The sequence below is a fragment of the Mesorhizobium sp. M0938 genome (genome assembly GCF_040319125.1).
GTDB classification, from domain to species: domain Bacteria; phylum Pseudomonadota; class Alphaproteobacteria; order Rhizobiales; family Rhizobiaceae; genus Mesorhizobium; species Mesorhizobium robiniae.
Genome location: NZ_JAMYNS010000003.1, coordinates 112,053 through 124,691 on the forward strand (window position 1 = coordinate 112,053; position 12,639 = coordinate 124,691).

General features: G+C 61.6%; 16 protein-coding genes. 4 read left to right on the top strand and 12 right to left on the bottom strand.

Annotated features, from left to right (window positions below; all coding sequences use genetic code 11):
* From acpS to NKH73_RS05825, 4 genes are all read right to left on the bottom strand, one after another.
* Nucleotides 1–414: a holo-ACP synthase gene (gene acpS / locus NKH73_RS05810; protein ID WP_352928981.1), complete on the bottom strand. Its 414-nt coding sequence runs from the start codon at nt 412–414 to the stop codon at nt 1–3.
* Nucleotides 411–983: a DUF2062 domain-containing protein gene (locus NKH73_RS05815; protein ID WP_352928983.1), complete on the bottom strand. Its 573-nt coding sequence runs from the start codon at nt 981–983 to the stop codon at nt 411–413. The genes acpS and NKH73_RS05815 overlap by 4 nt, the downstream gene beginning before the upstream one ends.
* A gap of 198 nt (nt 984–1,181) precedes the next feature.
* Nucleotides 1,182–1,751 (bottom strand): putative glycolipid-binding domain-containing protein, encoded by a 570-nt coding sequence (locus NKH73_RS05820; protein ID WP_352928985.1) that lies wholly within the window; start codon nt 1,749–1,751, stop codon nt 1,182–1,184.
* Nucleotides 1,752–1,755: 4 nt separating this feature from the next.
* Nucleotides 1,756–2,295: a DUF417 family protein gene (locus tag NKH73_RS05825; protein WP_352928987.1), complete on the bottom strand. Its 540-nt coding sequence runs from the start codon at nt 2,293–2,295 to the stop codon at nt 1,756–1,758.
* An 83-nt stretch (nt 2,296–2,378) separates the two neighbouring features.
* Between NKH73_RS05825 and NKH73_RS05830 the strand changes: the two genes are divergently transcribed.
* Nucleotides 2,379–2,882 (top strand): MarR family winged helix-turn-helix transcriptional regulator, encoded by a 504-nt coding sequence (locus NKH73_RS05830; RefSeq protein ID WP_352928989.1) that lies wholly within the window; start codon nt 2,379–2,381, stop codon nt 2,880–2,882.
* Nucleotides 2,883–3,387: 505 nt separating this feature from the next.
* On the opposite strand, the gene NKH73_RS05835 is transcribed toward NKH73_RS05830, so the two are convergent.
* From NKH73_RS05835 to rpoZ, 4 genes are all read right to left on the bottom strand, one after another.
* Nucleotides 3,388–3,768 carry a VOC family protein gene (locus tag NKH73_RS05835; RefSeq protein ID WP_352928990.1) on the bottom strand — a complete coding sequence of 127 codons (381 nt, stop codon included), beginning with the start codon at nt 3,766–3,768 and terminating at the stop codon, nt 3,388–3,390.
* 14 nt (nt 3,769–3,782) lie between these two features.
* On the bottom strand, nt 3,783–4,361 hold the full coding sequence (pyrE, locus tag NKH73_RS05840) for an orotate phosphoribosyltransferase (protein WP_352928992.1): 579 nt from the start codon (nt 4,359–4,361) through the stop codon (nt 3,783–3,785).
* Between the two features lie 116 nt (nt 4,362–4,477).
* Nucleotides 4,478–6,706, bottom strand: a complete 2,229-nt coding sequence (locus NKH73_RS05845) for a RelA/SpoT family protein (RefSeq protein WP_352928994.1) — start codon at nt 6,704–6,706, stop codon at nt 4,478–4,480.
* A gap of 111 nt (nt 6,707–6,817) precedes the next feature.
* Nucleotides 6,818–7,219: a DNA-directed RNA polymerase subunit omega gene (gene rpoZ / locus NKH73_RS05850; protein ID WP_126107177.1), complete on the bottom strand. Its 402-nt coding sequence runs from the start codon at nt 7,217–7,219 to the stop codon at nt 6,818–6,820.
* 332 nt (nt 7,220–7,551) lie between these two features.
* Between rpoZ and NKH73_RS05855 the strand changes: the two genes are divergently transcribed.
* Complete coding sequence (locus NKH73_RS05855) at nt 7,552–8,133, top strand: LabA-like NYN domain-containing protein (protein WP_352928996.1); 582 nt, start codon at nt 7,552–7,554, stop codon at nt 8,131–8,133.
* On the top strand, nt 8,130–8,804 hold the full coding sequence (locus NKH73_RS05860; protein ID WP_502893860.1) for a uracil-DNA glycosylase: 675 nt from the start codon (nt 8,130–8,132) through the stop codon (nt 8,802–8,804). The genes NKH73_RS05855 and NKH73_RS05860 overlap by 4 nt, the downstream gene beginning before the upstream one ends.
* Before the next feature lie 25 nt (nt 8,805–8,829).
* Here the strand turns inward: NKH73_RS05860 and NKH73_RS05865 are convergent, their stop codons facing one another.
* Nucleotides 8,830–9,843, bottom strand: coding sequence for a zinc-binding alcohol dehydrogenase family protein (locus tag NKH73_RS05865; protein WP_352928998.1), 1,014 nt, complete (start codon nt 9,841–9,843; stop codon nt 8,830–8,832).
* A gap of 160 nt (nt 9,844–10,003) precedes the next feature.
* Between NKH73_RS05865 and NKH73_RS05870 the strand changes: the two genes are divergently transcribed.
* Nucleotides 10,004–10,366: a winged helix-turn-helix transcriptional regulator gene (locus NKH73_RS05870; RefSeq protein WP_352929000.1), complete on the top strand. Its 363-nt coding sequence runs from the start codon at nt 10,004–10,006 to the stop codon at nt 10,364–10,366.
* Nucleotides 10,367–10,412: 46 nt separating this feature from the next.
* On the opposite strand, the gene NKH73_RS05875 is transcribed toward NKH73_RS05870, so the two are convergent.
* From NKH73_RS05875 to dapA, 3 genes are read right to left on the bottom strand one after another with little or no spacing between them, the layout of a single operon-like run.
* Nucleotides 10,413–11,156 (bottom strand): glycoside hydrolase family 25 protein, encoded by a 744-nt coding sequence (locus NKH73_RS05875; protein WP_352929002.1) that lies wholly within the window; start codon nt 11,154–11,156, stop codon nt 10,413–10,415.
* Nucleotides 11,157–11,172: 16 nt separating this feature from the next.
* A complete protein-coding gene (gene smpB / locus NKH73_RS05880) occupies nt 11,173–11,652 on the bottom strand; it encodes an SsrA-binding protein SmpB (protein ID WP_023719895.1) in 480 nt (159 codons plus the stop codon).
* A gap of 25 nt (nt 11,653–11,677) precedes the next feature.
* Entirely contained in the window at nt 11,678–12,559 is an 882-nt protein-coding gene (dapA, locus tag NKH73_RS05885; protein ID WP_352929004.1) for a 4-hydroxy-tetrahydrodipicolinate synthase, read from the bottom strand.
* Nucleotides 12,560–12,639 lie beyond the last annotated feature (80 nt).

A 12,639-nucleotide genomic window follows, 5' to 3' on the forward strand; every position in this document is an offset into this window, starting at 1 on the left:
TCAATATGGCGCTTCTTCGACGGGCAACGCCTCGATGATCACAAAGGCTTGAGCAAGCGGAAAGTCGTCGGTGATGGTGAGGTGGATTGCCGCCCTGTACCCTTCAGGCAGGATTGCGTCCAGCTGCGCCGCCGCCCCGCCGGTCAGTGCCATGGTCGGCTTGCCGCTGGCCAGGTTGACGACGCCCATGTCGCGCCAGAAAACACCTTGCGCCATGCCGGTGCCCAGCGCCTTGGCGCAGGCCTCCTTGGCGGCGAAGCGCTTGGCATAGGAGGCGGCGCGGGCGCCGCGATTTTCGGAGCGGGCCTGTTCGACTTCGGTGTAGATACGCTGGATGAAGCGCTGGCCGTGGCGCTCCAGCGATTTTTCGATGCGTCTGATATCGATCAGGTCGCTGCCGATACCGATGATCATTCGGCGGGAACTTCCCGTGCGGCCGTTCCAGCTCTGCCTGCCAGGCGCAAGCGTCTTTGTTCGCGGAAGGTGGCCATGCCCCAGCGCGTGATGCCGTAGAACAAAAAGCCGAAGATCAGGCCGAGCGGTACGGCGCCGATGGTCATCGGCTTTAAAACCGGTCCCCACAATTGCGAAAAGGAAAGGTTGTGCAGCATCTCGCCGAGATGCGCGGGCGGCCCATGCGCCGGCAGGTGCTCGTGCAGAACCAGCTTGCCGGTCTCCCACGACGCGCCCCACAGCAACGGGAAGGTCAGCGGGTTGCCGAATGCCGTGCCGAGTGCGGCCGCGACCAGATTCCCCGCGATCAGCCAAGAGACGGCGAAGGCGATGATGAAGTGAAAGCCGAGCGGAAAGAACGATGCGAACACGCCAGCCGCGACACCGGCGGCCACAGCATGTGGAGTAGCCTTCAGCCGCAGGATGCGCTTGGAAAAATAACGCAGCGAGCGCGAGAAAGAGCGGCGTGGCCACAGATAGGTACGCACCCGCTCGAGAAAACCATCAGGCTTGCGGCGTCGAAAAAGCACTCTGTTCCAGTTCCCGGTTCACTTCGTCCAGCCATCTCTGGCCAGGGGCTCTGCGGCCACATCTTGCGCTTTGCGGTCACCGAAAGGCAACAACGACTTTGATATAGCGATACACTGGCCACGGAACAACGAAAACGCCGCCGCGGGTCTGCTGCAGGCGGAGATTGCCGACGTCGCGGGCGTCGGTGCGTTCCGCTACTATAGCGCAGGGCTGGCGTTGCCGGCCTCGAAAACCCAGCCGTCGGGGTAATCTTGAGCAAAGCCAGCGTCGGGAATGAGCAGCGTGGCACGGTAGGGCACTGTGGGAGCCTCGTAGATGTACTCGGTCTCGCTCACACGATGGTAGGTCTGCGGCAGAACAACCAAACTCGAGGCGCCGGCAACCAGCCAAGCCACCGGAAAATCCGCCTTGTCGCCGACCTTCAGGTTCATTCTGCGGATTTGTTGCAGGTTCGTCGCCGGCGTAAAGCCGTAATCCAGATCCACCATCGACTGAACCGCTGGCTGCCGCTGCCCATTAACGGTCCAGCCGACCTCGTTGCGGATGATTGTGAGATCAACTGACTGGGAACCGATGAACCCGCGGACGCTGCCGGATTTGGTCGTCCAATCTTCGGCCAGTTGCACAGTGTAGTCAAAACGCGCCGGGCCGGCATCTGAGAGGTAGACAGCGGCTCCATTCAAGAGCCAGCCGGGGTCTGTCTGCGTTAGCTGCGCGACATCGTGCCCTGGTTCGTCCGTCCTGCGCCAGATAGCGAGTAGGGTCATGCTCTCAGCCCTCGATTTCGTTGTTCGTCGCTACGATCAACTCCCGGTGGGAGACGAGTTGCTGAAGGCTTCTCCCCAATATGACCAAGCTCACTCCGAGCAAGGCGACATCCTTGATCAGAAAGGCGCCTAACCCGTTGAGGAAGGGAAGCCCTCCAGATCCCGTTTCCCAGATTGGCAGGGTGAGCATTGTCGAGGATGTCAGCGCAAAGGTGACTGAACCGATGGCACCTCCCACGAGGCCAGCCCAAACGCTGCGGACAGATGCTATCAGCAGAAGCGCTGTGACCAGTTCGACCACGCCCAAGAAGTAGGAGGCTCCCGCAGGTCCGAACGCGGGATAGAGCCATGCCAGCCAAGGCGTATTCTCGATGAATGGCCTAAGCGCCTCGATCTCGATTGCGGTGAATTTCAAGATGCCGATCAACAGCAGAGGGAGCACCACCCCCAAAAGGGTTACCGCGCGACCGACGGCGGTAAGGTGGCAGCCAGCTTGATTGATGCACGCCGCGAACGGAGCGTTGGCGGTTGTAGAGGTAATCATGGCCTTCTTCCTTCGATTTGTATGCTCCAAGCATATAATAATTCGACCTTGATGTATATGCTTCGAGCATATATTTTTTGTCGATGGCTGATTCCAAGATTGAAAATGTGATTGGCGCCCTGGCTCTCGCCTTCGCGGACACGTTGCAGCGGGACGCCCAGGCCAAAGCCCCGGAGCCCGGCCCTGCGGCTTCCGCGATCACCCTCATTGGCCACGTACCGGGTCTGTCGATCGAGAGGCTGCGCCGCGCATTGTCGCTGTCTCATTCGGGCACCGTTAGACTGGTCGATCGACTGGTGGCGGACGGATTGGCGGCTCGGTTCTCGGCGCCTGACGACCATCGCGCGGTAGCGCTAAGGCTCACTCCGTTGGGCGAGACGACCTGCAGTGCTATCCTTTCTGCTCGTCAGACGGGGCTCGCGTCAGCGCTCGCCGTTTTAAGTTCGGAGGAGTTGCAGGAATTCGGAAAACTTGCCGGCAAGCTGTTGCGTGGGCTCGTCAGCACCGAGGACGATGCATACCGTATTTGCCGGCTCTGCAACTATACCGCTTGCCTCGACTGCCCTGTGGAAGCGGAACTGGCCTGAGCTGTGGCTCTGGCCAAATTGGGTTTCGCCACGTCACCGTCCGCCGGAAGTTGGCCATTCTTTTCCGAGCGTGTCGAATCGAGCGAATTTGAGGTAGTGTCTCAGTTTGAATTGCGGCAGTCGCCGACCCGTGGCAAGTTTGTTAGATGTATATCGAAACCGCCTACGCGCGACGAGAGAGCCTTTCCGACGTAGAACTAGAGCGCCTTCATGCGGCCCTCGTCGACGAAACAGAGCGATATCGTTTCTCTATCAGGAATTATCCTGCTGATCGCATGGAGAAACACGGCGTCCCGTTCCTCGCGAAGCTAGCGGCTCGTGTCGCTGAGGTTGAGCAGCTTTTAAAACAGCGCCAAAGTTCTTAGGGCCGCTTCTTGTAGGGCCACGCTTGCCCGGCTTCGGCGCAACGGCGTCCATCTTTTCGCAAAGATCGTCCATCGACCAGAGCGCCTGCGGAACGCCAGCCGCCATTGCCGACGTTGAGACACTACGAATTTGAGGGTTGTTATTTCCGGTACTCGCTGACCTCGACGAGGTTGCCGTCCGGGTCGCGGAAATAGACCGACATCATTGGGCCACGGGCGCCGATCCGCTTGACCGGCCCGACTTCGACGGCAACGCCATTGGCCTCGAGACTGGCGCATATCTCGCCGAGCGGGCGGGCGGCGACCAAGCAGAAATCCGCCGAACCCGGAGTCGGCGTCTTGGCCTTCGGCTCGAAAGTGTGGCCTGCCTCGTGCACATTGATTTTTTGCGTTCCGAAGAGCAGCGCCGTCGGCAGGTTCGGCGTGTCGACGCGCTTGAAGCCGAGCACGCGCTGATAAAAGGCGCAGGTGTCATCGACGGAGCGAACCGTCAGCACGAAATGATCGATGCCGGCAATCACGGCAGCGCCCTCAGTTATATGTTGCGGCTGCCCGGCTTGATTGCCGGTATGGCGGCGAGTTCGGGCGGCAGCTTGTCGGCAGGATAGGCCGGAACCTCGTATTCGGCGAGCGCGATCAGCGGCACGCCGACATCGGTCTTGCCGGCCGAGCGATCGATGATGCAGGCAGCGGCCACCACGTCGGCGCCAAGCGCGCGCAAGCAGTCGACGGTCTCGCGGATCGACAGGCCGGTGGTGACGATGTCCTCGACGATGACGACGCGCGAGCCCTTGGCGATCTCGAAGCGGCGGAGCCTGAACTCGCCCCCTTCCCGCTCGACCCAGATCGCCGGTGCGCCAAGATGGCGCGAGGTCTCGTAGGCCGGAATCAGGCCGCCGATCGCCGGGCCGACGACATAGTCGATCTTCCCGGACACAGCGGCGCGGATCCTTTCGGCCAGCGCCTTGCACAGGCGCTCGGTCTTGTCGGCATGCATGAACACCCGTGCCTTCTGCAGGAAGACCGGGCTTCGCAAGCCCGACGTCAGGATGAAATGCCCTTCGAGAACGGCACCGGCTTCACGGAAAATGCCCAGCACTTCGTCGGTGTTCATTCTTCGCTCCATGTCCATGGTGAATGGTGAATGGTGAATGGTGAATGGTAGTGAGTAGTGAGTAGTGAGTAGTGAGTAGTGAGAGCACCTTTCTTTCACTATTCACTATTCACTATTCACCCATTCACGCGCCGCGCATCGCTGACGCTCGAATTGTCCTTGAGCTGCGATAGCAGCCGGTTCAGGTGCTTCAGATCCCAGACTTCCAGATCGATCAGCATTTCGGTGAAATCGGGCGCGGTGCGCACCATCGACAATGTATGGATGTTGGCATCGTTGGACGCAACGACCTGCGCGATGTCGGCCAGCGAGCCCGGCGCGTTGATGGCGGTGACCGAGACGCGCGCCGGAAAGCGCTCCTTGGTGCGCTCGTCTATGTCCCAGCGCACGTCGATCCAACGTTCAGGCTGGTCGTCGAAAGCCTGCAGCGCCGGCGACTGGATCGGATAGATGGTGATGCCGGTTCCCGGCTGCACGATGCCGACGATGCGGTCGCCGGGCACGGCACCTTCCGGCGCGAAGCGGACCGGCAAGTCGCCGCGCACGCCGCGGATCGGCACGGCGCCGTCCTTTGGCTGGTCCTTATCCTTGCGCGCTGCACGGCCCGGAATCTGGAACAGCATGCCGGCGGCATTGCGGATTTTCGACCAGCCCTCCTCGCGCTGCTTGGGCGCGGCCAGCGTGACGCGTTCGTCCTTGTAGTCGGGAAAGACCGCCTTCATGACATCGGTGGAGGCAAGTTCGCCGCGGCCGACCGAGGCCAGCACATCCTCAATGTCCTTGCGCGCCAGCCGGTGCAGCACCGACTTCAGGCTTTCCTTGGTGAAGGTCTTGCCTGACCGCTCGAAGGCGCGCTCCAGTATGCGGATGCCGAGACCCGAATACTGCTTGCGGATGGCATTCTTGGTGGCGCGGCGGATCGCCGAGCGCGCCTTGCCGGTGACGACGACCGATTCCCACGCCGCCGGCGGCACCTGCGCCTTGGAGCGGATGATCTCGACTTCATCGCCATTCTTCAGCTCGGTCATCAGCGGCATGATGCGGCCGTTGACCTTGGCGCCAACGCAGGTGTCGCCGACTTCGGTGTGCACGGCGTAGGCGAAGTCGATCGGCGTGGCGCCGCGCGGCAGCGCGATCAGCATACCCTTGGGCGTGAAGCAGAAAACCTGGTCCTGGAACAGTTCCAGCTTGGTGTTTTCGAGGAAGTCTTCGGGATTGTCGCCCTCGGCAAGCTGCTCGATAGTGCGCCGCAGCCAGGCATAGGCGTTGGTCTCCTTCGAGATCGCATGGGCGGTGCCGTTCACCTTGCCGCCGCTGTCCTTGTAGATCGAATGTGCGGCAACGCCATATTCGGCAATCTTGTTCATCTGGTAGGTGCGGATCTGCAGCTCGACACGCTGGCGCGACGGTCCGACGATTGTGGTGTGGATCGAACGGTAGTCGTTCTGCTTCGGCGTCGAGATGTAATCCTTGAAGCGGCCGGGCACCATCGACCATGTCGTGTGGATGGCGCCGAGCGCCCGGTAGCAGTCCTCGACGGTATCGACGACGACGCGAAAGCCGAAAATGTCGGACAGCTGCTCGAAGGACAGCGCCTTGGCCTCCATCTTGCGGAACACCGACCACGGCTTCTTCTGGCGGCTCTTGACCTCGGCCTTGATCGCATATTTCTCGAACAGCGTGGACAGCGCCTTCTCGATCTCGGACAGCACGCCCTTGTTGCGCTCGAAGATTTCGGCGAGCCTGGCGGTGACGGCGCGGTAGGCTTCCGGATTGATGAAGCGGAAGGCGATCTCCTCGAGCTCCTCGCGCATGCCTTGCATGCCCATGCGCCCGGCCAGCGGCGCATAGATGTCCATCGTTTCCTCGGCGATGCGCAGGCGCTTGGCTTCCGGCACATGGTCGAGCGTGCGCATGTTGTGCAAGCGGTCGGCAAGCTTGACCAGCAGCACGCGAACGTCTTCCGAGATCGCCAGCAAGAGCTTGCGCAGGTTTTCCGCCTGCTCGGCTTTCTTGGAGACGAGGTCGAGTTTCTTCAGCTTGGTCAGACCTTCGACCAGCTTGCCCATTTCCGGACCGAACAACTCGTCGATCTCGGCTCTGGTCGCCGTGGTGTCCTCGATCGTATCGTGCAGCAAGGCAACGGCGATCGTCGCCTCGTCCATGTGCATTTCGGTGAGGATGGCGGCGACTTCGAGCGGATGCGAGAAATAGGGATCGCCGGAGGCGCGCTTCTGATGGCCATGCTTCTGCATGGCGTAGACATAGGCCTTGTTGAGCAGCGCCTCGTTGACGTCAGGCTTGTAGCGCTGGACGCGCTCGACAAGCTCATACTGACGCATCATGGGCGGGATCTCGCAAGGCTGAAATGAATCATGCGCCGCACTGGCGTACGGCGCATGTCATAGATAACCACGAAACCGCCGACGCGAAAGTGTCGGCAGTCGTTGCGAAGATTAATAATCGTCGCTTTTTTCCGGCGGTACCAGTCCTTCGATGCCGGCCAGGAGGTCTTCCTCGGTCATGCGGTCGAAGGTGATGTTGTCTTCGGTGTCGTCGGCATCGGTTGCCGCGACAGCGGTACCGGTCTGATCGGCGATCGCCTCGCCATCGGCTTCCGGCTCATCGACCTCGACATGCTTCTGCAGCGAGTGGATCAGGTCTTCCTTGAGATCGTCGGGCGACAGCGTCTCCTCGGCGATCTCGCGCAGTGCGATGACCGGATTCTTGTCGTTGTCGCGAGGGACGGTGATTTGCGCGCCCTGACTGATCTGACGAGCACGATGGCCGGCCAGAAGCACGAGCTCGAAGCGGTTATCGACCTTGTCGATGCAATCTTCAACGGTTACGCGGGCCATGAGCTGCCCCTTTCATGCCTGGATTTAATGGAAAACAGGCGCGGTCCATAACCCGAACGCCGCCAAAATACAAGCTTTTTGGCGATACCGGTCCGCGGCCAGGGGCGCTGCCAGTTCGGGGGCAAGCCCCGGGCCGCCCGAGGCGGGGTCTGGGCGCGCGCCGCCTGCGACGATACGGCACCGATCACAATTGCTTGCTATGCAGCATCATACCCTTGGATTGCCGTAAAACCGGCGTTATCTCGAATGACTGAGGTCAGTGGGTTATTTCAAGCCGACCGATAGTCACGCGCATTTAGACGGCCGCTTATTTTCGAAAAGGAATATTTTCCATGTTCGACCCTCGTGAAAAAATCGCTCTTTTCATCGATGGTGCCAATCTTTACGCCACGTCGCGAGCGCTCGGTTTCGATATCGACTACCGCAGGCTTTTGTCGAGCTTCCAGAAGCGCGGCTACCTGCTGCGCGCTTACTATTACACCGCGCTGGTCGAGGATCAGGAATACTCCTCGATCCGGCCGCTGATCGACTGGCTCGACTATAACGGCTTCAAGGTGGTGACCAAGCCGGCCAAGGAGTTTACCGACTCGACCGGCCGCCGCAAGATCAAGGGCAATATGGACATCGAGTTGACCGTCGATGCGTTGGAACTCGCCGACGTCGTCGACCACTACGTCATCTTTTCCGGCGACGGTGATTTCCGCACGCTGGTCGAGGCACTGCAGCGGCGCGGTCGCAAGGTCTCGATCGTCTCCACCATGGCTTCGCAGCCGCCGATGATCTCCGACGATCTGCGCCGCCAGGCCGACCATTTCATCGACTTGATGACGCTGAAGAGCGAGGTCGGCCGCGATCCGTCGGAGCGGCCGGTGCGTCGGCCCGAGCCTGCCGAAGCCGATGAGGACGACTATTGACGGCGGTCTTGACCGCGCCGTCGGTCGCCTCCCCCGAGCCCGATCGCGACTGCCCGCTCTGCCCGCGGCTGCACGATTTTATCGCGCAATGGCGGCAGCGCGAGCCGTCCTGGTTCAATGCGCCGGTGCCGACCTTCCTGCCGCCCGAGGGCGAGGATGCGGTGCGGCTTTTGATCGTCGGACTGGCGCCGGGCCTGCGCGGCGCAAACCGCACCGGACGCCCCTTCACCGGCGACTATGCCGGCGACCTGCTCTACAACACGCTGATCGCACATGGCTTTGCCCGCGGCCAATTCAAGGCGCGGCCCGATGACGGGCTGGAGCTTGTCGGCACGGCGATAACCAATGCGGTTCGCTGCGTGCCGCCGGGGAACAAGCCGGTCGGCGCCGAGATTGCCACCTGCCGGACGTTCCTGGTGCCGACGATCGCGCGTTTTAAAAACCTGCGCGCCGTGCTGGCGCTAGGCTCGATCGCGCACCAGTCGACCGTGCGGGCGCTGGGCGGGCGTGTTGCCGCCCATCCCTTCCGGCATGGCGGACAGCAGCAGGCCGGCGGCATCACGCTGTTTTCCAGCTATCATTGCTCGCGCTACAACACCAACACCGGCGTGCTGACGGAAGCGATGTTCCTCAACGTGTTCAGTGAGATAGCGGCGTTTTTGCAGAAATAGAGTCGGACGGCCGTCGTCAGCCTGGCTAAAAGCCCTCTAGGACAATCTTGCCCTTGGCCTTGCCGCTTTCGATCAATGCATGGGCGCGCTTCAAGTTGGCGGCATTGATGCGGCCGCCAGTCTCGCCAAGCGTCGTGCGGATCGTACCAGTGTCGACGAGCCCAGCCAATTCGTTCAGATGTTCGCCTTGCGCCGACATGTCCGCCGTCTCGAACATCGAGCGGGTAAACATGAGCTCCCAGTGTACCGAGACGCTCTTGCGCTTGAATGGGTTGATGTCGAGCGACTTCGGATCGTCGATAACCGCGAAACGTCCTTGCGGTGCGATCAACTCGGCGATCTCGGCCAGATGCTGATCAGTGTTCGTCGTCGAGAACACGAAGCTGGGGGCACCGATGCCAAGTGCCGCGACTTCGGCGGCCAGCGGCCTGGAATGATCGACGACGTGGTGGGCGCCGAGCCCGCGCGCCCAGTCCCGTGTTTCAGGCCTCGACGCGGTGGCAATCACCGTCAGCCCGGTCAGCTGTCTGGCAAGCTGCACTGCGATGGACCCGACGCCGCCAGCGCCGCCAGTGATTAGGATGGCGGGTGCCGCTCCCGCGACAGGCTTTCTGACGTCGAGACGATCGAACAGGGTCTCCCAAGCGGTAATCGCCGTCAGCGGCAGCGCCGCCGCTTCAGCATAGCCGAGGGAGGTTGGCTTGCGGCCGACGAGCCGCTCGTCGACGAGATGGAATTCGGCGTTGGTGCCTTGCGGCGCAAAAGCGCCTGCATAAAAGACATCGTCGCCGGGCCTGAACAGGCTCGTATTCGCGCCGGTCGCGGCGACCCGGCCGGCGGCATCCCAGCCGAGTACCCGCCATTGGCCAGCTTCGGGAGCGGAACTGCGCCGCACCTTGGTATCGACCGGGTTGACCGAGATCGCCTTCACCTCGACCAGCAAATCGCGGCCTTTGGGCTCGGGCTTCGGCAGTTCGATATCGACGAGGGAGGCCTCGTCGGTGATGGGAGCTGGTATTTGATAACCGACTGCGCGCATCTTCATCTCCATGATCGCTGTTGTGCATCTTTTTGTTTGACCATGACCTTTTCCGAAAACCGGGTTCCACTTTTCGAGATCATGGTCTAGACATGCTGTCTACGATCACTGTGCGCAAGAATGCACATATAAAGCACATAGTGTCGAAAAGGATACCGTTATGCCGCGTATTCGCCACGAGCGATTTGATTGCAGCCCCGGCTGCACCGTGGAGGGGACGCTCCGCTACATTGACGGAAAGTGGAAAGGCGTCGTGCTCTACCATCTGTTCGAGGGCACGCTGCGCTTCAACGAGATTCGCCGGCGGATACCGAACTGCACGCAGCGTATGTTGACCAACCAGCTCCGCGAGCTGGAGGCGGATGAGCTGATTGCGCGCAAGGTCTACCCGCAGGTGCCGCCGAAGGTGGAATACAGCCTGACGCCGCGCGGAAGGAGCCTGGAACCGGTGATCACCGCCCTGAAGACCTGGGGCGATGCGAATGTTGCCCTCAGCCCGCAGACATCGCAGGCGGCGGCGTAAGAGAGACCGAGAAGCGCCTCACCAGTGGCGATATTCCTGAATCCGTTCAGGGTGTTCGCGGGTTTTCTGAAGGCATGGATTCAGGTGGCGCTGCGGACAGTGTCGTCAGCGTTTCCTGCCCGCCCTGAAGGACATTCAGATCGACATCGCCGGTGATGCCGTCGACGCGACCCTTGTCGTGGTATTGCCAATAGATCCAGTCGTCATGACCTGGCCACAGCGCCAGCGAACGAACCCAGTGCGGGCGGCCGGCGATCTGGCCGGCATAGACCCGCGCAGCCTCGTCGGTCACGTAGAGGATCGCCGTCCTGCCGAAGGCTGCCTCGACGGGGCGCAGGAAAGCGGAGAGTTCGGCATGCAATTCTTCGGGCGATGGCCGCCGCGGGCAATTGCCGACGAATTCGATATCCACCACCGGCGGCAGCAGCGATTGATCGCGCGGCACGACGGAGATGAAATTGCGCGCCTGATCGGCGCCAGGCCTGCAGAAGGTGAAGAAATGATAGGCACCGACCGCCAGGCCGGCCGCGCGGGCTTCCCGCAGATTGGTGGCAAAAGCATCATCGACATGATCGCCGCCCTCGGTCGCCTTGATGACGGCGAAGGCAACATCGTCGGCGGCGACACGGCGCCAGTCGATCTGCCGTTGATGATGGGAAACGTCGATACCTCTGACCGGATATTTGCTGCGGTCCGGAGAAAACGACTGGAAGTAGAAATAGGCCGCCGCGACGAGCAGGCATGCCAGGATCAGGCTGGCCGCCCCCCACAGCACGATCGGCTTCTTCAAAAGGGAGGTTCCCAGCCTACCCACGCTCCTTCAGCAGCCGGCCCTTCTCGCGCGACCAGTCGCGCTGCTTTTCGGTCTCGCGCTTGTCGTGCAATTTCTTGCCGCGGCCAACGGCGAGCAGCACCTTCGCCCGGCCCTGGTCGTTGAAATAGATTTTTAGCGGCACCAGCGTCATGCCTTCGCGGTCGACGCTCTGCGACAGCTTGGCCATCTCGCGCTTGTTGAGCAGGAGTTTGCGGCGGCGGCGCGGCTCATGGTTGAAGCGGTTGGCCTGCAGATATTCCGGCAGATAGGAGTTGATCAGCCAGATCTCGCCGCCCTCGACCGAGGCGTAACTGTCCTGGATGTTGGCCTGGCCCTGACGCAGCGACTTCACCTCGGTTCCGGTCAGCACCAGGCCGGCCTCGATCGTGTCGAGCACCTCATAGGAAAACCGCGCCTTGCGGTTTTCCGCTACGGTCTTGTTGTTGGGATCGGCTTTTCTGACTTGATTCATGATGCGGAGAGGTGGCGCCTCATCCCTAATTAATCAAGCCGGCGTGCTTCATCGCCGCATCGATCTTTTCGGCGGTCGACTGCTCGACCGTCATCAGCGGCGAACGTAGCACGTTCTCGACCTTGCCGAGCTTCGACAGCGCATATTTGGCGCCGGACACGCCGGGTTCGATGAAAATCGCCTTGTGCAGCGGCAGCAGGCGGTCCTGCAACTCCAACGCCTTGGCGTTGTCGCCGGAAAGCGTCGCCTCCTGGAATTCGGCGCACAGCCGCGGCGCGACATTCGACGTCACCGAGATGCAGCCGACGCCGCCATGGGCGTTGAAGCCGAGCGCCGAGGCGTCTTCGCCGGAAAGCTGGATGAAATCCTTGCCGCAGGTGGCGCGTTGCTCGGACACGCGCTCAACCTTCCCGGTGGCATCCTTGACGCCGACGATGTTCTTGAAGTCGTGCGCCAGCTGGCCCATCGTCTCGGGCATCATGTCGATCACCGAGCGCGGCGGAATGTTGTAGATGATGATCGGCAGGCTAGTCGCCTTGGCAACCGCGGCGAAATGCGCATAGAGCCCGCGCTGCGTCGGCCTGTTATAGTAGGGCGTGACGACGAGTGCCGCGTCGGCGCCCGCCTTCTCGGCATATTGCACCAGGCCAACCGCCTCTTCGGTGTTGTTGGAGCCGGCGCCGGCGACGACCGGAGCACGACCCTTGGCCACTTCGATGCAGATCTTGACGACGTGGCGGTGCTCGTCATGCGACAACGTTGGCGACTCGCCTGTCGTGCCGACCGGAACCAGGCCCGTCGTGCCTTCGGCGAGTTGCCAGGCAACAAGGGCGCGAAAGGCTTTCTCGTCGAAACGGCCGCTCTTTTCGAACGGTGTCACGAGCGCGGTAAGCGAGCCTCTCAGCATGTCGTCCAACTCCTTGGGACTTCTCTGGTTCTTGGTATTTCTTGTCGCGCGCCTTCTAGCCGAAAGCGAAGCGGCGCACC

What these genes read in the sequence shown, in the direction of transcription:
- acpS (WP_352928981.1), bottom strand. Translation starts at nt 414, where the DNA reads ATGATCATCGGTATCGGCAGCGACCTGATCGATATCAGACGCATCGAA.
- NKH73_RS05820 (WP_352928985.1), bottom strand. Translation starts at nt 1,751, where the DNA reads ATGACCCTACTCGCTATCTGGCGCAGGACGGACGAACCAGGGCACGAT.
- NKH73_RS05825 (WP_352928987.1), bottom strand. Translation starts at nt 2,295, where the DNA reads ATGATTACCTCTACAACCGCCAACGCTCCGTTCGCGGCGTGCATCAAT.
- NKH73_RS05830 (WP_352928989.1), top strand. Translation starts at nt 2,379, where the DNA reads ATGGCTGATTCCAAGATTGAAAATGTGATTGGCGCCCTGGCTCTCGCC.
- pyrE (WP_352928992.1), bottom strand. Translation starts at nt 4,361, where the DNA reads ATGAACACCGACGAAGTGCTGGGCATTTTCCGTGAAGCCGGTGCCGTT.
- NKH73_RS05845 (WP_352928994.1), bottom strand. Translation starts at nt 6,706, where the DNA reads ATGATGCGTCAGTATGAGCTTGTCGAGCGCGTCCAGCGCTACAAGCCT.
- rpoZ (WP_126107177.1), bottom strand. Translation starts at nt 7,219, where the DNA reads ATGGCCCGCGTAACCGTTGAAGATTGCATCGACAAGGTCGATAACCGC.
- NKH73_RS05855 (WP_352928996.1), top strand. Translation starts at nt 7,552, where the DNA reads ATGTTCGACCCTCGTGAAAAAATCGCTCTTTTCATCGATGGTGCCAAT.
- NKH73_RS05865 (WP_352928998.1), bottom strand. Translation starts at nt 9,843, where the DNA reads ATGCGCGCAGTCGGTTATCAAATACCAGCTCCCATCACCGACGAGGCC.
- NKH73_RS05870 (WP_352929000.1), top strand. Translation starts at nt 10,004, where the DNA reads ATGCCGCGTATTCGCCACGAGCGATTTGATTGCAGCCCCGGCTGCACC.
- smpB (WP_023719895.1), bottom strand. Translation starts at nt 11,652, where the DNA reads ATGAATCAAGTCAGAAAAGCCGATCCCAACAACAAGACCGTAGCGGAA.
- dapA (WP_352929004.1), bottom strand. Translation starts at nt 12,559, where the DNA reads ATGCTGAGAGGCTCGCTTACCGCGCTCGTGACACCGTTCGAAAAGAGC.